14 protein-coding genes are annotated in these 16,976 nt (G+C 69.8%); 11 read left to right on the top strand and 3 right to left on the bottom strand.

What is annotated here, in order from left to right; translation table 11 throughout:
- Window positions 1–27: 27 nt before the first annotated feature.
- Window positions 28–1,437 carry an aspartate aminotransferase family protein gene (locus ACOZ38_RS00170; protein WP_424527776.1) on the bottom strand — a complete coding sequence of 470 codons (1,410 nt, stop codon included), beginning with the start codon at window positions 1,435–1,437 and terminating at the stop codon, window positions 28–30.
- Between the two features lie 118 nt (window positions 1,438–1,555).
- A complete protein-coding gene (locus ACOZ38_RS00165; RefSeq protein ID WP_424527774.1) occupies window positions 1,556–2,989 on the bottom strand; it encodes a CCA tRNA nucleotidyltransferase in 1,434 nt (477 codons plus the stop codon).
- A 144-nt stretch (window positions 2,990–3,133) separates the two neighbouring features.
- Here ACOZ38_RS00165 and ACOZ38_RS00160 point away from each other — a divergent pair, with 144 nt between their 5' ends.
- The 8 genes from ACOZ38_RS00160 to trxA all read left to right on the top strand — a co-directional run bounded on the left by ACOZ38_RS00160 (window position 3,134) and on the right by trxA (window position 12,419).
- Window positions 3,134–3,712, top strand: coding sequence for an aminoacyl-tRNA deacylase (locus ACOZ38_RS00160; RefSeq protein WP_424527772.1), 579 nt, complete (start codon window positions 3,134–3,136; stop codon window positions 3,710–3,712).
- A gap of 46 nt (window positions 3,713–3,758) precedes the next feature.
- Window positions 3,759–5,945 carry a DUF6049 family protein gene (locus ACOZ38_RS00155; RefSeq protein WP_424527770.1) on the top strand — a complete coding sequence of 729 codons (2,187 nt, stop codon included), beginning with the start codon at window positions 3,759–3,761 and terminating at the stop codon, window positions 5,943–5,945.
- Window positions 5,942–7,564, top strand: a complete 1,623-nt coding sequence (gene murJ / locus ACOZ38_RS00150; RefSeq protein ID WP_424527768.1) for a murein biosynthesis integral membrane protein MurJ — start codon at window positions 5,942–5,944, stop codon at window positions 7,562–7,564. The genes ACOZ38_RS00155 and murJ overlap by 4 nt, the downstream gene beginning before the upstream one ends.
- A gap of 181 nt (window positions 7,565–7,745) precedes the next feature.
- Window positions 7,746–9,254, top strand: a complete 1,509-nt coding sequence (locus ACOZ38_RS00145) for a serine/threonine protein kinase (RefSeq protein ID WP_424527766.1) — start codon at window positions 7,746–7,748, stop codon at window positions 9,252–9,254.
- A 13-nt stretch (window positions 9,255–9,267) separates the two neighbouring features.
- On the top strand, window positions 9,268–9,912 hold the full coding sequence (sigM, locus tag ACOZ38_RS00140) for an RNA polymerase sigma factor SigM (RefSeq protein ID WP_424527764.1): 645 nt from the start codon (window positions 9,268–9,270) through the stop codon (window positions 9,910–9,912).
- Complete coding sequence (locus ACOZ38_RS00135; RefSeq protein WP_424527762.1) at window positions 9,902–10,909, top strand: anti-sigma factor family protein; 1,008 nt, start codon at window positions 9,902–9,904, stop codon at window positions 10,907–10,909. Before sigM ends, ACOZ38_RS00135 begins: the two co-directional genes overlap by 11 nt.
- A 237-nt stretch (window positions 10,910–11,146) precedes the next feature.
- On the top strand, window positions 11,147–12,082 hold the full coding sequence (gene trxB, locus ACOZ38_RS00130; protein WP_405142865.1) for a thioredoxin-disulfide reductase: 936 nt from the start codon (window positions 11,147–11,149) through the stop codon (window positions 12,080–12,082).
- 13 nt (window positions 12,083–12,095) lie between these two features.
- On the top strand, window positions 12,096–12,419 hold the full coding sequence (gene trxA / locus ACOZ38_RS00125) for a thioredoxin (RefSeq protein WP_405142864.1): 324 nt from the start codon (window positions 12,096–12,098) through the stop codon (window positions 12,417–12,419).
- A 136-nt stretch (window positions 12,420–12,555) separates the two neighbouring features.
- Here the strand turns inward: trxA and ACOZ38_RS00120 are convergent, their stop codons facing one another.
- Window positions 12,556–13,173 (bottom strand): GNAT family N-acetyltransferase, encoded by a 618-nt coding sequence (locus tag ACOZ38_RS00120; RefSeq protein ID WP_424527759.1) that lies wholly within the window; start codon window positions 13,171–13,173, stop codon window positions 12,556–12,558.
- A gap of 412 nt (window positions 13,174–13,585) precedes the next feature.
- Here ACOZ38_RS00120 and ACOZ38_RS00115 point away from each other — a divergent pair, with 412 nt between their 5' ends.
- From ACOZ38_RS00115 to ACOZ38_RS00105, 3 genes are all read left to right on the top strand, one after another.
- Window positions 13,586–14,818 carry a PLP-dependent aminotransferase family protein gene (locus tag ACOZ38_RS00115; RefSeq protein ID WP_424536934.1) on the top strand — a complete coding sequence of 411 codons (1,233 nt, stop codon included), beginning with the start codon at window positions 13,586–13,588 and terminating at the stop codon, window positions 14,816–14,818.
- A 73-nt stretch (window positions 14,819–14,891) separates the two neighbouring features.
- The gene (locus tag ACOZ38_RS00110; RefSeq protein WP_405142863.1) at window positions 14,892–15,842 is read left to right on the top strand and encodes a D-alanine--D-alanine ligase family protein; all 951 of its coding nucleotides are present in this window, start codon (window positions 14,892–14,894) and stop codon (window positions 15,840–15,842) included.
- 77 nt (window positions 15,843–15,919) lie between these two features.
- The gene (locus ACOZ38_RS00105; protein WP_424527757.1) at window positions 15,920–16,966 is read left to right on the top strand and encodes a threonine aldolase family protein; all 1,047 of its coding nucleotides are present in this window, start codon (window positions 15,920–15,922) and stop codon (window positions 16,964–16,966) included.
- Window positions 16,967–16,976: the final 10 nt, after the last annotated feature.

Raw genomic sequence — 16,976 nt, 5'->3', positions numbered from 1 at the left:
CCCGATGGCCGTTCCCGGGCAGGGCGATCACCCTCGCCTTCTCGGTAGGTGGGGTGGCGGGACTACGCGGGGGAGTGTGGCCGCCGCAGCGGTCATCGCGGTCGTGATGCGCGCCAGCTCGTCGGGAGCGGTGATGTACGGCGGCATCGTGTAGACAAGCCGCCCGAAGGGGCGCAGCCAGACGCCGTGCTCCATCACGATGTCCTGGATCTTCGAGGTGTCCACGGGGTGCACGGTCTCGACCACGCCGATCGCGCCGAGGACGCGCACGTCCCGCACCCCGGGAGCGCCGGCCACGCCCGCCAGCCCTTCGACGAGGCCGGCCTCGATGCGCTTGACCTCCTCCCGCCAGGGGCGCTCCTCCAGCAGGGTCAGCGAGGCATCGGCGACCGCGGCCGCCAGGGGGTTGCCCATGAACGTCGGCCCGTGCATGAGCACGCCGACCCGATCGGCCACCTCGGCCGTGCAGAGCGTGGCGGCCATGGTCAGATAGCCGCCGGTCAGGGCCTTGCCGACGCACATGATGTCGGGCCTGATGCCCGCGTGGTCGCAGCCGAACATCTCACCCGTGCGGCCGAAGCCCGTCGCGATCTCGTCGGCGATGAGCAGGACGCCGTACTCGTCGGCCAGCTCGCGCAGCCTTCTGAGGTAGGCCGGGTGGTAGAAGCGCATGCCCCCCGCGCCCTGCACCACGGGCTCCACGATGATCGCCGCCAGCTCACCGGCATGCCGTGCCACCAGGTCTCCCAGATGGCCGAGATAGGCCTCGTCGACCACCTGCTCCCCGGCCACCACAGGCGAGCCGCGCTCCCCGGCCACCGCAGGCGTGCCGCCTCCAGGGCCCGGCGCAGACGAGGCGGGGGCTTCCAGACGCCGGCCGTGGCCATCGGGGGCTCCGGGGTGGAGGCCGTAGCCGCCCGGGGGTCTGTCGGCGAAGACGTGCTGGGGCAGCACACCGCTGAACAGGTGGTGCATGCCGTTGACCGGGTCGCACACAGACATGGCGCCGAAGGTGTCGCCGTGGTAGCCGCCCTTGACGGTGAGCAGGCGGCTCCTGCCCGTGCACTGGATCGCGATCTTGATGGCCACCTCAACGGCCACCGACCCCGAATCGGCGAGGAACACCTTCTCAAGACCCGTCATCTCGGCCAGCCGCCGCCCCAGCCGCACGGCCGGCTCGTGGGTGAGGCCGCCGAACATCACGTGGGCCATGTCGTCGAGCTGCTCGCGGGCGGCGGCGTTGAGACGCGGATGGTTGTAGCCGTGGATCGCCGCCCACCAGGACGACATGCCGTCGACCAGCTCACGGCCATCCGCGAGCGTCAGCCGCACACCCTCGGCCTTCACGACGGGGTGGGCGGGGACGGCGGGAGAGGCCTGGCCATAGGGGTGCCAGAGGTGCTCGCGGTCGAGGTCGGTCAGAGTTCGGGCGTCCACTCGGTCACCCTAACCCCGGCCGTGTGCCCCGCCACGAAGACCGAGCCCACCTGTGGACAACTCCACGGAACAGCCGTCCACCTGTGGACAACTCCAGAACGCGCGCAGGCCGGCGCCCTCAGCCCACGCCCTGAGCGCGCGCCCACTCCACCAGGGCCGCCTTGGCGGCCTCCTTGCCGACGATGCCCTCGTCGAGGCGCATGTCGAGCAGGAACTTGTAGGCCTTGCCGACCACCGGCCCTGGACCGACGCCCAGGATCTCCTGGATCTCGTTGCCGTCGAGCTCGGGCCGCATCTTCGCCAGCTCCTCCTCGTCGGCGAGGCGGGCGATGCGCTCCTCAAGGTTGTCGTACGTGCGTGAGAGCTCCTGGGCCTTGCGCTTGTTGCGGGTCGTGCAGTCGGCCCTGGTGAGCTTGTGCAGCCGGTCGACGAGGTGCCCGGCGTCACGCACGTAGCGGCGCACGGCCGAGTCGGTCCACTCACCGGTGCCGTAGCCGTGGAAGCGCAGGTGCAGCTCGACCAGGCGGGAGACGTCGGCCACGACATCCTTGGGGAACCGCAGCTCGGCGAGGCGCTTCTTGGTCATCTGGGCGCCCACGACCTCGTGGTGGTGGAAGGAGACGCGGCCCGCCTCCTCGTAACGCCGGGTCTTGGGCTTGCCGACGTCGTGCAGCAGGGCGGCCCAGCGGAGCACGCGGTCGGGGCCCGCGGCCTCCAGCGCGATCGCCTGCTCCAGCACGATGAGCGTGTGCTCGTAGACGTCCTTGTGCCGGTGGTGCTCGTCGATCTCCAAGCGCAGCTTGGGCAGCTCGGGCAGCACGTGGGCGGCGAGGCCGGTGTCCACCAGCAGGCCCAGGCCCTCCCTCGGGTGCGCGCCGCAGATGAGCTTGTCGAGCTCGTCGCGGATGCGCTCGGCGGAGACGATCTCGATGCGGTCGGCCATCGAGGTCATGGCCGCCACGACCGCCGGATCGACGGCGAAGCCGAGCTGGGAGGCGAAGCGCGCGGCCCGCAGCATCCGCAGCGGGTCGTCGTCGAAGGACTGCTCGGGGGTGCCCGGGGTGCGCAGGACCTTGGCGGCCAGGTCGGACAAACCGCCGTAGGGGTCGACGAACTCGTGCCCCGGCAGCCGCACCGCCATCGCGTTGACCGCGAAATCGCGGCGCTCCAGATCGGCCTCGAGGGTCTCGCCGTAGATCACCTCTGGCTTGCGGGACTTCGGGTCGTACGACTCGCTGCGGTAGGTGGTGATCTCCAGGACCCAGCTGCCCTTGCGGACGCCCACCGTGCCGAAGTCGATGCCGATGGTCCAGATGGAGTCGGCCCATCCCTTGACGATCTCCAGCACCCGCTCGGGGCGCGCGTCGGTGGTCAGGTCGAGGTCGTTGCCGATGCGCCCGAGGAAGACGTCGCGAACGGAGCCGCCGACGACGGCGAGCTCGTGCCCATGCTCGGCGAACAGCGCGCCGAGCTCATCGGCGACTGGGGCAATCCGCCGGAATAGGTCGATCACGGCCCTCTGCTGACTAACGCTCAGATTTGAGACGGACAAGCTGGGTAGGTCCTTCGGTTACGGAAGAGAATCTCCGCGCTAGCCCTGGTGTAACCCGCCCGGGAGCACTCCCCATGCGATCACCAGGTTACGGTCGGTCGCAGATCTGTCGGGGGCACCCGGACAAGACAAGGAGCACGAGAGATGAAAGACGCCCTCGCGATCCACCGCCGGCTCCTGTCCCACCAGATCCACCATGAGATCGTACGGCTTCCGCGCGCCTTGACGTGCGCCGACGACCTCCCCGAAATTCTGCGCGTCGACCGTGGTTCCTGCATCCGCGTCACGGTGTTCGAGGTGACGACGCGCAGCTCACGCGAGCCCGTGGCCGTGGTCACGACGGTCGCCTCACCCCCTCGGCCGGGTGCCGTCGGCGCGCTCCTCGGTGCGCGCCGGGTGCGGCCCGCGCCCGCTTTCCTGGTCAATTCCGCGACCGACTACGCCGCCACATCGGTGTCACCCCTGTTGCTTCCCGATGAGCTCACCGTACTGATCGACGAGCGCCTGGCGGACTCCAGGGACGCCGACGACCTGGTGTACACCCCCACAGGGGAGCGACGTACGGCCCTGCGGCTCAAGGCCCTTGACCTGCTCACACTCACCCCCGGAAAGTACGTGAACCTCCAGGCGACGCGGCACAGGACCGTGCGGATGCCCGGCTCCCGGGAAGTGCGGCCCGTGATGGGCCTCCCCCGCTGCGAATCGCCGCCCGCTCTGCTTTAGGCCATACCATTCTGGGCGTGCGCCGAACTCCACCCCTGGCCGGCACGTGACCCGCGGAGCCGCCCTGATCTCCGTTCTGACCGCCGCGTTCCTCATCGCCCCGGCGGCCGTCGCCAGTGCCGCCATCGCTCCCGGGGCCGTCACGAGCGCCGCGGGCAAGGCGTCCACCAGCACCGCGCAGACCGGCAATGGGGTCACGCGCGCGGCGGCTTCGAGCCGTCAGGACGCCCAGATCGTGGTGGACTCCATAACGCCGCAGGCGCCTCGTGAGCCCTCCACGCCCATCCTCATCGCGGGATCGGTCACCAACACCAGCGCGGCTCCTCTCGCGGGCATCTCGGTCCGCCTGCGCTTCTCCCGCCAGCCGTTCGCCAACCGCACCGAGATGCAGGCCTTCGCCGACGGCGGCCAGATCTTCGACTCCTCGCGGCGCACGGTCTACGTGAGCCAGCTCCCGGCCGCGGGCAAGCTCCCCTGGGAGTTCAGCCTCACCCCGGCCTCGCTGGAGATGTTCCGGTTCGGGGTCTACCCCTTGACGATCGAGCTTTGGGACCCCGTGAGGGGGCAACTGGCCGCCCAGCGCACATTCCTCACGTACGCCCCGAAGGACCAGCCGATCACCCGCACCAAGATCGCCTGGGCGCTTCCCATCGTCGACCAGCCGCATCGTGGCGACGACGCCACCTTCGTCGACGACGGCCTGCGGCAGGCGGTCGCCGACGACGGGCGCCTGGGGAAGATCCTGAAGATCGCCGAGACGCCGTCCAAGGGCGTGAGCTGGTTCGTCGACCCGGCGCTCCTCGACGACGCGCAGGCCATGTCCAAGGACTACAGCCTCAGCGTCAAGCCGGGCACGACACCGACGAGGAAGACGGCCGACCAGGGTGTCGCGCAGTGGCTGCAGAGGCTGCGCGCCTCGCTCGCCAAGGTTCCCGTCACCGCCACCCCGTACGCCGACACCGACGTCGCGGCCGTGAGCCACCAGGGGCTCGACACCGCCACGGGCATCGCGATCGACAAGGGCGCGTCCGTCGCGAGCGATCTGCTCGGCAAGGAGGTCGGCACCGCCACGAACTGGCCGATGGGGGGTGTGATCGACCACGACGCCCTCGACGCGCTGGCCGTCGCCGACGTCCGCACGGTCCTGCTCGCCTCGACGGCCCTTCCCGCCAGCCCTCCGCTGACGTACACGCCCGACGCCGCCACCTCGCTGGAGACCGTCCAGGGCACGGTCAACGCGCTGCTGGCCGACCCGGTGCTCAGCGCGCTCCTGACGACGGCGGGCACCTCCGCCCCCGGCGCCACCACCCTGGTCACCCAGCGGTTCCTCGCCGAGACCGCGATGATCAGCAGCGAGCGGCCGGAGGAGCCTCGTTCGGTGATCGCGGCGCCGCCCCGCCGCTGGAATCCCGACCCGGCCTTCGTCACCACCCTGCTGAAGGCGGCCGCCTCCGCGCCGTGGCTCAAGCCGGTCGCCCTGAGCTCCGTCAAGCCGCCGAAGGCCGGGGTGCCCCGCACCGACCTGGTGTACACCGACAAGGACGAGCAGGCCGAGCTCGCGAAGTCCTACATCAGCGGAGTCAAGAAGCTCAGCAACCGCGCCGAGCTCACCGCCACCGTCACCAAGGACCACCGCCGGGTCTTCGACACCGCCCTGCTGAGGCTCACCTCGACGGCCTGGCGTGGCCGCACGGGCAGCGCGGGCCCGCTGCTCAAGCAGGTCGACTCGGCCGTCAGCGAGCGCACCAGCGCGATCTCGGTCTCCACGGGCGAGCAGCGCACTCTCGCGGGAAAGAACGGCATCGTCCCGATCAGCATTCGCAACGACCTCCAAGACGAAGAGGTCACGGTCGGCGTGAAGATCACCTCCGGCGACCGCAAGCTGCTCACGATCGGCGCGTACGAGTCGCTGGTCACCATCAGCCCAGGCAAGACCAGGTCTCTCGACATCCCGATGATGGGCAACGGCGACGGCCAGACGAAGGTCAAGGTGCAGCTCACCAGCGAGAGCGGCAAGCGCTACGGCCTTCCTGTCGAGGTCACCGTGCGCATGACCGGATACACCGCCATCGTCCTGGTGATCGTCGGTGCCGTGCTCACCGTGGTGCTCGCCGCGGTGATGCTGCGCGTCCTGCGCCGCCACTCCCGCCGCCCCGCGAAGGGCCGCAGGGCCGGGCAGGCGGCCCCGCGAGCCGTACCGGAACCCGCACAACATCGAGAGGGGCCTTCATGAGCCGGATGTTGCGCGCCAGCGCGGTCATGGCCGCGGGCACGATGGTGTCCCGCCTGACCGGCTTCGTACGTACGGCCGTGCTCGCGTCGGCCATCGGCGTGGCGGCCCTGGGCGACGCCTACAACGTCGCGTACACGATCCCGTTCATCCTGTTCGACCTCCTCATCGGAGGGGTGCTGAGCAGCGTCATCGTCCCGATGATCGTCAAGGCGCAGAAGCACGACCCCGACGGCGGGCGGGCCTACGAGCAGCGGCTGATGACCGTGGCCACGATGGCGCTGATCGTCATCGCCGTGGTCGGCGTGCTGTGCGCCCCGCTGCTCATCGAGCTGCTCACCACCGACCTGAACCCCCGCAGCGCCCAGGTCGCCACCACGCTGGCGCGGTACATCCTTCCGCAGATCGCTTTCTTCGGCATCGGCGCGATCGCCGGCGCCATCCTGAACACCCGTGACCGGTTCGCGGCGCCGATGTGGGCGCCCGTGCTCAACAACCTCGTGGTCATCGCGGTCGGCCTGAGCTACCACTTCGTCAGCCGGGCGGGCGGTGACATCGGGGCGGCGACGGCCTCCGACCTGGCCCTCCTCGGCATCGGCACCACGGCGGGCATCGTGATCCAGTCGATCGTCCTCATCATCGCCGTGCACCGCGTGGGGTTCAGGTTCGTCCCCCGGTTCGACCTGCGCAACGCGCGGCTCGGCGAGATGGGCAGGGCGGGCGTGTGGACGCTCGCCTTCGTCGGGTTCAACCAGGTCGGCTACATCGTCACCACCAACCTGGCCACGGGCGCCACCGCCAAGGCGGTCGAGCAGAAGGCCGGCCATGTCGCCGGCATCGCGTCGTACAGCTACGCCTTCCAGCTGTTCCAGCTCCCCTACGGCATCATCGCCGTCTCGGTGATCACCGCGATGCTCCCGAGGATGAGCCGGTACGTACACGAGGGTGAGCTGGGCGCCATCCGTGAGGAGTTCGCCTCCGGCGTGCGGCTGGTCTGCTCGGTGATCGTGCCGTCGGGGCTGCTGCTCATGGTGCTGGGCCCCGCGGTGACCGTGCTGATCTTCGCCCACGGCAGCACCTCGGTGGACGACGCTCTGAACATGGGAAACGTGCTCCAGGTGTTCGGGCTCGCGCTGGTCCCCTTCTCGATCTACCAGCTCCTGCTGCGGGTCTTCTACAGCTTCGGCGACACCCGCACGCCCGCGCTGATCGCGGGGGGCAATGTCGCGGTGAACGCCCTGCTGAGCTTCATCCTGTACCTCACGCTGCCGGCCCACCTGATCGTCATGGGGCTCGCCCTGGCCTTCACCGCCGCCTACGTGGTCGGCGGAGCCGTCGCCTGGACCCTCGCCAGCCGCAAGGTCGGCGGCGGGCTCGGCGGCAGGGTCGTCGCCTCCGGGCTGTCGCGGATGTACGTCGCCGCCATCCCCGCCGCGGTCATCGCCCTCGGCGCCCTTTGGGCGACCAAGCAACTGGCCGGTGTGACGCCGCTCAGCTCCACGATCATGCTGGTGGCGGGCGGCGGGCTCGGCGGATTGATCTATCTGGTCACATCCCACCGGATGCGGATCGCCGAAATCAGCTCGATCATTGGACTTGTGGCGGGACGGGTAGGCCGCTAGTCATAGGTAAGCCGGAAGTCCGGTTCGCCCGTGTTCCAAGGGCAACACGGGCGGCACCCGCTCCGGACTACGATGGTGCCCTGTGCACGGTGGAGATCGGGCACCATCGGCTGACGAGAAGCAGGAGGGGCGTGGCGGTATTCGCACGGACATCGCCCACGACCAGGGAGAGGATCGCCTCATGAGCGCCCCGGCCGTGGAACCCGGTGGCCGCCTGGCCGACCGGTTCCGCCTGGAAGACCGCGTCAGCGAGTCAGGTGGCGCCACCTTGTGGAAGGCCATCGACGAGGTGCTCGCGCGGCCGGTCTGTGTCCTGACACTGTCCCCCGACTTCGACCGGGTGGCCGAGGTCGTCACCGCCGCCCGTGGCGCCAGCCGCCTGACCGACCCCCGGCTGACCCAGGTCTTCGACGCCGCCGAGGAAGACGGCCAGGCCTATGTCGTGAGCGAGTGGGTCACCGGCGAGACCCTGACCGACATGGTCTCCTCTGGCCCGATGGCACCCGAGCGCGCGGCCGCGCTGGTCGCGGAGGCCGCCGAGGCCGTCGCCCACGCCCACGAGTCGGGGCTGGCCCATCTCTGCCTGACCCCCGACCGCCTCATCTGGACCGCCGGCAGCACCGTCAAGCTTCTCGGCCTGGCCGTGGACGCCTCCCTCTGCGACGTCGAGAGCGAGGACCCCGCCCGCGACGACGCCCAGGGGCTCGGGCGCCTGCTCTACACCGCGCTCACCGGTCACTGGCCGGGTGACGGCGAGGTCGATCTGCCGCCCGCGCCGCTCGACGATGGCAAGGTCTGCACTCCGCGCCAGGTCACGGCCGGTGTTCCCGGCTTTCTCGACGCCATCACCTGCCGGGCTCTGCTGCAGGAGCCCAGGCGCGGGCTGCCCGCGCTCGCGACCCCCGCCGCCGTGGCGGAGGCCCTGGCCGAGGTGCCGAGGCCCGCTCCCGTGCCGGTGTCGGTCTCGGCGATGCCTCCCGCGCTGAGCCTGCGTTCCGAGGCGCCCGAGGACATCGAGCACACCAGGCCACCCCGGCAGCCCGCGCCTCAGCGCCCTCCCGTCCAGGCCCCCCAGCGCCACTCGGGCGGCATGGCGAGCCGGGCGATGATCACCGTGGTGATCGTCCTGGTCATCGCCGCGGTCGGCCTCGGCGCCTGGACTCTGGGGCAGAGCCTAGGCAAGCGTCCGCCGTCGCCCGAGGCGTCCTCGTCGGCGTCGCAGGCGCCGCCCCCGAAGATCGTCACGGTGAAGCCGTCGAGAGCCGACGGCTTCGACCCGCTGGGCAGCGACCATACCGAGCACCCTGAGCTCGCCCGCCTGGCCATCGACGGCAAGCCCTCGACCGAGTGGCACACCGACAAGTACGAGAGCGCCGAACTCGGCGGTCTCAAAAAGGGCGTCGGCCTCATCGTGGAACTGGGCAAGCAGACCACGATCGCCGACGTGGTCGTCTCACTGGGCGACACGCCCGGCTCCACGATCGAGCTCAGGGTCGGCGACACCCCCGACCTGAGCTCATTGAAAACCGCCGCCAAGCAGGAAAATGTCTCAGGAACGGTGACCCTCACCCCGGAAAAGGCCACGAGCGGTCAGTACGTTTTGATCTGGTTTACGCGCCTTCCGGCCTTTGAGGGGAAGTTTCGTGGCACCATCTATGACGTAGTCGTGCATTCTCCCGGATCGGCCTAACAGGACACGCGTTGTGAACCCTCCTCCCGATAGCCCGCCGGCGGCTCAGCACGCCGCACGGTCAGCGTTGTCCGACGCCGACCTGCTGACGAGCCATATCGGCGGTGATCCACACGCCTTCAGCGAGATCGTCCGTCGCCATCGTGATCGCATGTGGGCCGTCGCGCTGCGTACGCTCGGTGACCCCGACGAGGCCGCTGACGCCGTTCAGGACGCCTTCGTCTCCGCCTACCGCAAAGCCGACAGCTTTCGCGGCGAAGCGGCGGTGACCACCTGGCTCCACCGCATCGTCGTGAACGCCTGCCTCGACCGCATGCGCCGCAAGTCCATCCGCCCGGTCGCCGACGACGAGCTCGTCGAGGCCGCCGAGCGGGACACCCCGATGCCCGACCAGACAGGTGAGCGCGACGTCTCCATGGAGGTCTCGGCCGCGCTCAAGCTCCTCCCCGCCGACCAGCGAGCCGCCCTGGTGCTGGTCGACATGATGGGTTATTCGGTGGAGGACGCCGCCCAGGTGCTCGAGGTGCCCGCGGGCACGATCAAGAGCCGGTGCGCGCGTGGCCGGGCGAAACTCGCCCCGATTCTTTCGCATCTGCGGAACCGATCAGACCTGTCTCGCGTCTCATCCGCGAAGGGAGCAGAACTTCGTGACGGGTGATACGCACTACGACTTGGAGATCCTCGCCGAGCTGGCAGAGGGCCTCCTGGACGACGCTACGGCCGTGCGGGTCCGCGAGCATCTCGCGGTATGCGATCCCTGTGGGGAGAGCCTCGCCGACCTGGCTGCGGTCCGCGAGATGCTCGCGGCGATGCCGGTTCCCGCGATGCCCATGGGCGTCGCGTTCCGCATCGACAAGGCCCTCGGCGCAGAGGCGGAGACCAGGCGGGCCGGTGGCGGGCTCACGCTCGACGAGGCCCCCGACTGGGACCGCATCATGGGCGACTCCCCATGGGAGACCGCGCCTTCGACGCCGCTGACGGCTCCGACGCCGATCGTTCCACCGGTGCCGGCGGCACGACCAGCGCCATCGCTGCCGGAGCCCGCGATCGCGGTGCTAGGCGTCGTGGCCGACGACGGCTCGATCGTCCCGGCCAGGCGCAGGAAGGCCTCCCGGCGCCGCTCGTGGGCGATGCCCGCGGCGGCGAGCGTGGCGGCGGCCGCTGTGATCGGCATCGCCGGAATGTCGGCGACCATGCTTTCGGCCTCGGGCACCGGGGCGGGGCCCGATCACTACACCGTGGCCCTGCCGTCCGCGCAATCCAGCGTGGGCCCCGGCCATGAGCAGGTGGTCCCCAAGCCGCCGGCCCCGGGCCGCAGCTTCGTGATCGGCAAGAGTGGCTTCAACTATTCCAGCGACGTGCTCAACGGACCTCTGGCGACCTACGTCGGCGCCGTGGGTCCGGGGTCGGGAGGCGACGCCTCCGTGGACCCCGCGGTCGTGCGATGCGTGACCAAGATCTCCGAGAGGGTCGGGAAGCGGCTCAACTCACAGGCCGCCGCCAAGCCGATCGGTGTCGACCAGGCCCTCTACCAGGGCAACGAGGCCATGGTGATGGCCTTCTGGAAGGACCGCCTCCGCAACGCCGTCTGGGTGTACGTCGTGGACTCCAACTGCGCGAACGTGCGGCAGCCGGCCGTGGGCCGCTGGCAGTAAGCCTAATCTGACCTGGGCATCCAGCCCTTTCCTCTCGCCTTTACGAAGTCCCTCGCGGGTAACCCCGGGGGACTTCGTCATGTCCGGAAGCGCGCTTGGCCGTGGAGGGAATCCCGGACGCCTAGGATCTGTTGACGCCACTGCATCGAACGAACAGGCCAGCAACAGTCGGAGCGGTGTGGCAACGCGCACCGGCAGTCGAGCGAACGACCACCATGGGCACGAAAGGCGAGAGGCGTGAGCGACGTCCGTAATGTGATCATCATTGGGTCGGGCCCGGCCGGGTACACCGCCGCGGTCTACGCGGCCCGCGCGGACCTCAACCCGCTCGTGTTCGAGGGCTCCGTCACCGCCGGTGGCGCGCTCATGAACACCACCGACGTGGAGAACTACCCGGGCTTCCCCGACGGCATCCTCGGGCCGGACCTGATGGACAACTTCCGCAAGCAGGCCGAGCGGTTCGGCGCCGAGCTCCTCGCCGACGACGTCACCGAGGTCGACCTCACCCAGAACCCCAAGGTGGTCAAGACCCACACCGAGACCTACCTGGCGAGGACGGTCGTCGTCGCCACCGGCTCCGGCTACCGCGAGCTTGGTCTCCCCAACGAGAAGCGGCTCTCGGGCCGAGGCGTCTCGTGGTGTGCGACCTGCGACGGGTTCTTCTTCCGCGATCAGGACATCGTGGTCGTCGGCGGCGGCGACACCGCCATGGAGGAGGCCACCTTCCTCAGCCGGTTCGCCCGGTCGGTCACGGTGGTCCACCGGCGCGACGAGCTGCGCGCCAGCAAGATCATGCAGGATCGCGCCTTCGCCAACGAGAAGATCCGCTTCGTCTGGGACAGCGAGGTCGTCGACATCCTGGGTGACACCAAGGTCGCCGGCGTCGTGATCAGGAACCTCAAGACCGGGGAGCAGACCGAGCTGCCGGTGACCGGCGTGTTCATCGCGATCGGCCACGATCCCCGCAGCGAGCTCTTCAAGGGCCAGCTCGACCTCGACGATGAGGGCTACATCCTGGTCGACACCCCCACAACCAGGACGAACGTCGACGGCGTCTTCGCGGCCGGCGACGTCGTCGACCACACCTACCGCCAGGCCATCACCGCAGCGGGCACCGGTTGTTCTGCGTCGCTGGACGCCGAGCGCTGGCTCGCGGACCACGCCACCAGTTAAGGGGAGAACCACCTTGGGCGAGATCAAGTCAGTCACCGATGCCACCTTCGAGGCCGAGGTCCTCAAGAGCGACAAGCCCGTGCTCGTCGACTTCTGGGCCGAGTGGTGCGGCCCGTGCCGCCAGGTGGCGCCGATCCTCCAGGAGATCGCGACCGAGCACGCCGACAAGCTGACCATCGTGAAGATCAACATCGACGAGAATCCCGCCACTCCTCGCGACTACGGCGTACTCCAGATTCCGACGCTGAACGTCTACAAGGGTGGAGAGGTCGTGAAGCAGATCATCGGCGCCAAGCCGAAGGCCATGCTGCTCCGCGAGCTCGACGGCGTCATCTAGACGCCCCTGCGGACCGCGCACGCCATGCGGGCGCGAGCCGTACCACCGCCTCTTCCGGCGGCACCCACCCCAGCAGAGCCCCCTGCGCCATCTGGCGCAGGGGGCTCTGTGCTGTCGTCGTGGGGCTGAGATCGCCTCAGACGGGGCGAAGCGCGCGTTCGGGTGACATGGAGCCCAGGAGCCGTTCCAGGGCCACCTCGACGTCCTCACGCCACGACGCCGCTGTCTTCAGCTCCAGCCGGAGCCTCGGAAAGCGCAGATGCGGGCGAACGGTCTTGAAACCGACCGCGAGGAGGTACTCGGCGGGCAGGACGCAGCCCGGCTGCTCCCATTTGAGGTCGCCGAACGCCTCGATGGCCCGGACGCCGCGCCGGGTCAGGTCCTTCGCCACGCCCTGGATCAGCATCCGCCCGAGCCCTCCCCCGGAGAACTCCGGGATGATGTGGGCGGTCATCAGCAGGACGGCGTCCGCGCTCACTGGCGAGGTCGGGAACGCCACCGACCTGGGCACGTACAGCGGCGGCGCGTACAGGACGAACCCGGCAGGCACCCCGTCGACGTAGCAGATCTTCCCGCAACTGCCCCACTCGAGCAGGGTCGCCGAGATCCAGGCCTCCTTCTCGAGCCCTGGATCACCCACCAGCTGGGCGCGCTCCCCGTTGACGGGATCGAGCTCCCAGAAGACACACCGCCTGCAGCGGCGTGGTAGATCGTCAAGGTTGTCCAGCGTGACATTAACCAGCCGACGCGACACCCCGGGGCCCCCAATCCTTGCGAGACGAACGCGAGTCATGGCGGAAAAGCGCACGAATTACGGCGTCTCCAAACTGGCATGGTAGCCGAGTGAAAGCGGAGTACGGCGGTCCTGGTCATCGAACCTCCTGGCCTGTCGCGCCTGGAGGCCTTCCAGCAGGCAGGAAGCCTGAGGAACGTGATTGCGGGCGTGGCGGAGAATGGTGTGGTATGCCCAGAAAGGTGCTTCGAGGGAAGAAATAAGGGAGGCAGTGGCGCACGCTGCCGTACTCTGGTCTTTCCGCAATGACCTAGCTCGGCTATGCCCTAGGAGGTGGACCGTGACGGAAGAGCAGGATCACGGTCGGAGGAGCGCGACCCACGGGTCGCGCATCGACGCCTACATCGACCGGTACGCGGCACGTGCAACCGGGATGGTCGCCTCCGAGATCCGAGCTCTTTTCGCCGTCGCTTCGAGGCCCGAGGTGGTCTCGCTCGCCGGCGGCATGCCGTACGTCACGGCCCTCCCCCTCGACACCGTCGGCGAGCTGGTCGCCGACATCGTGGCCCGGCGCGGCACGGTGGCACTGCAGTACGGCTCCGGCCAGGGCGACCCGCACCTGCGCGAGCAGATCTGCGAGGTCATGCGCCTTGAGGGCATCGACGCCGGCCCGGACGACGTCGTGGTGACCGTCGGCTCGCAGCAGGCCCTCGACCTGATCACCAGGATCTTCATCGACCCGGGCGACGTCGTCCTCGCCGAGGGGCCCTCGTACGTCGGGGCGCTCGGCACGTTCGCCGCCTACCAGGCGTCCGTGGTGCACATCGCCATGGACGACCAGGGGCTCGTCCCCGAGGCGCTCGCGCAGACCATCGAGTCGGTGACACGCTCCGGCCGCCGCGTCAAGTTCCTCTACACCGTTCCGAGCTTCCAGAACCCCGCCGGGGTCACCCTCAGCGCCGACCGCCGCCGCCAGGTGATGGAGATCTGCCAGCGCGCCGACGTGCTCGTCGTCGAGGACAACCCGTACGGCCTGCTGGGCTTCGACGGCGACCCCATGCGAGCGTTACGTGCCGATGATCCCGATGGTGTCGTGTATCTCGGGTCGTTCTCCAAGACGCTGGCGCCGGGGTTCCGCGTCGGGTGGGCCCTCGCGCCGCACGCCGTCAGGGACAAGCTGGTGCTCGCGATGGAGTCCGCGGTGCTGTCACATTCGAGCTTCTCGCAGCTCGCCGTCGGGCAGTACCTCACGACCCAGCCCTGGAAAGAGCAGATCAAGTCGTTCCGCGAGCTCTACCGCGAGCGCCGTGACGCCATGCTCGGCTCGCTGGAGGCGCTCATGCCGCCCGGCTGCTCCTGGACCCGGCCCGCCGGCGGCTTCTTCGTGTGGATGACGCTGCCCGAGGGCCTCGACTCCAAGGCGATCCTGCCGCGCGCCGTGGCCGAGCGGGTCGCGTTCGTGCCCGGCACCGGGTTCTACGCCGACGGCTCGGGCGCGCGCAACATGCGCCTCTCCTACTGCTACCCCGAGCCCGACCGCATCCGCGAGGGCGTCCGCCGCCTCGCGGGCGTGGTCCAGCAGGAGCTCATGCTGCGCGACACGTTCGGCACCGGCTCGATGCCCGCCCACGGCGGCGTGGACACGCCCGGTCCCGACCTAGCCTGAAGACGACGTACGGAAGGCGCCTCGCCCCACCGGCGGGGCGCCTTCCGGTCCCACGACGCAAGAAAGGTCCTTGATGAGCGATCTCGGCCATGTGCTGGTGCTGGCAGGCGGGCTGTCCTACGAGCGAGAGGTCTCCCTCCGCTCAGGTCGCCGCGTGACCGAGGTGCTGCGTGCCGCCGGGATCGACGTGGAGTCGCGCGACACCGATTCGAGCCTGGTGCCCTCCGTCCTCGCCGACCCGCCCGACGTGGTGTTCGTGACGCTGCACGGCGGCAGCGGTGAGGACGGCGCCATCCGCTCGGTGCTGGAGCTGCTCTCCCTGCCGTACGTGGGGGCCGCGCCGGAGGCCTGCCGCATCGCCTACGACAAGCCGGTCGCCAAGACGACGGTCCGGTCCGTCGGGGTTCGCACGCCCGACTCGGTCGTGCTGCCCAAGGAGACCTTCCACGACCTCGGCGCTTCGGCCGTGCTGGCGCGCATCGTCGACCGGCTCGGGCTCCCGCTGTTCGTCAAGCCGTCACGCGGCGGGTCGGCCCTCGGCGGCTCCATCGTCCGCAAGGCCGAGGAGCTGCCGGCCGCCATGGTCGGCTGCTTCGCCTACGGGGACACCGCGCTGATCGAGCAGTACATCGAGGGCGTGGAAGTCGCCGTCTCGGTGGTCGACCTCGGGGACGGGCCCGTGGCGCTTCCGCCCGTCGAGATCGTCGCCGACGAGGGCGTCTACGACTACTCCGCCCGCTACACCGCCGGGCACACCGAGTTCTTCGCTCCGGCACGGCTACGGCCCGAGGTGGCTGAGGCGTGCTCCGAGCTGGCCGTCACCGCCCACACGGCCCTCGGCCTGCGCGACCTCTCGCGCACCGACCTGATCGTGGACGCGCTCGGCCGGCCGCACTTCCTGGAGGTCAACGTGGCTCCGGGGATGACGGAGACCTCCCTTCTTCCTATGGCCGTGGAGGCCGCGGGCAAGGACCTCGGCGCCATCTGCCGCGGCCTCCTGGAAGCCGCCGTCCGGCGCGCCTGAGCGACGACCACCGTAGGCCACGTATTGGGCGCCCCCGTCCTGCGCGTCCTGGTTCGGGTGCGGCGTAGCCTGGCGGCGTGATCGAACCGCTTTACGCCAAGAGCTTCGCCAGCGACAACCACGCGGGAGCACACCCGTCGGTGCTCGACGCCGTCAACGCCGCCAATTCGGGGGACGCTCCCGCCTACGGTGACGACCGCTGGACGAGCATCCTCGCCGACCAGATCCGCGCCGAGTTCGGGGACGACGCCACCAGCCTCGTCGTACTCAACGGCACGGGCGCCAACATGGTCTCGCTGAGCCTGATGCTGGGACGCCGCTACGAGGCGATCATCTGTCCGGAGACGGCGCACATCGCCACCCACGAGACCGGGGCCAGCGAGCGCGTCCTCGGAGTCAAGCTCGTGACCGTTCCGACGCCCGACGGGAAGCTGACTCCGGGGGACGTGACCGCGCGGCTCGGCGGCCGGGGCAACATCAGCGAGGTCCAGCCGAGGGTGGTCTCCATCTCGGAGGTCACCGAGCTCGGCACCTGCTACACGCGGGACGAGATCGCCGCGCTGGCGGACACCGCCCATGCCAACGACATGCTCCTCCACATGGACGGCGCCCGCCTGGCCAACGCCGCCGCCTTCCTCGGCTGCTCCCTGCGGGACCTGACGACCGACGCCGGGGTCGACGTGCTCAGCTTCGGGGCCAGCAAGAACGGCGCCCTGGTCGGGGAGACGGTGGTCGTGCTACGTCCCGAACTGGCGGACGCCGGCCCCTATCTCCGGCGGCAGACGCTCCAGCTCGCCTCGAAGATGCGCTTCATCTCGGTGCAGCTGTCGGCCCTGCTGACCGGAGAGCTGTGGCGGGAGAACGCCGCCCACGCGAACGCGATGGCGCGCAGGCTGGCGGACGGCCTGGCCGATCTCCCTGGGCTGAGCCTCCGGTGGCCGGTCGAGTCCAACGCGGTCTTCGCCTCGCTTCCCGCCGAGGCGATCGCCGAGCTCCAGTCTCGCTATCTCTTCCACATGTGGGACGCGCCCAGCGGCGTCGTGCGGTGGATGACCGCCTTCGACACCTCCCTTGAAGACGTGGACACCTTCATCACCGACATCCGCCAGGCGCTCAAGAAGTAGCGCACCCATG

Source organism: Sphaerisporangium viridialbum, assembly GCF_049674955.1.
GTDB classification, from domain to species: Bacteria; Actinomycetota; Actinomycetes; order Streptosporangiales; family Streptosporangiaceae; genus Sphaerisporangium; species Sphaerisporangium viridialbum.
Note: the sequence above shows the minus strand (reverse complement) of the source record. Positions and strands in the feature narration are given on the sequence as shown.

What these genes read in the sequence shown, in the direction of transcription:
- ACOZ38_RS00160 (WP_424527772.1), top strand. Translation starts at nt 3,134, where the DNA reads ATGAAAGACGCCCTCGCGATCCACCGCCGGCTCCTGTCCCACCAGATC.
- murJ (WP_424527768.1), top strand. Translation starts at nt 5,942, where the DNA reads ATGAGCCGGATGTTGCGCGCCAGCGCGGTCATGGCCGCGGGCACGATG.
- ACOZ38_RS00145 (WP_424527766.1), top strand. Translation starts at nt 7,746, where the DNA reads ATGAGCGCCCCGGCCGTGGAACCCGGTGGCCGCCTGGCCGACCGGTTC.
- ACOZ38_RS00115 (WP_424536934.1), top strand. Translation starts at nt 13,586, where the DNA reads ATGGTCGCCTCCGAGATCCGAGCTCTTTTCGCCGTCGCTTCGAGGCCC.
- ACOZ38_RS00110 (WP_405142863.1), top strand. Translation starts at nt 14,892, where the DNA reads ATGAGCGATCTCGGCCATGTGCTGGTGCTGGCAGGCGGGCTGTCCTAC.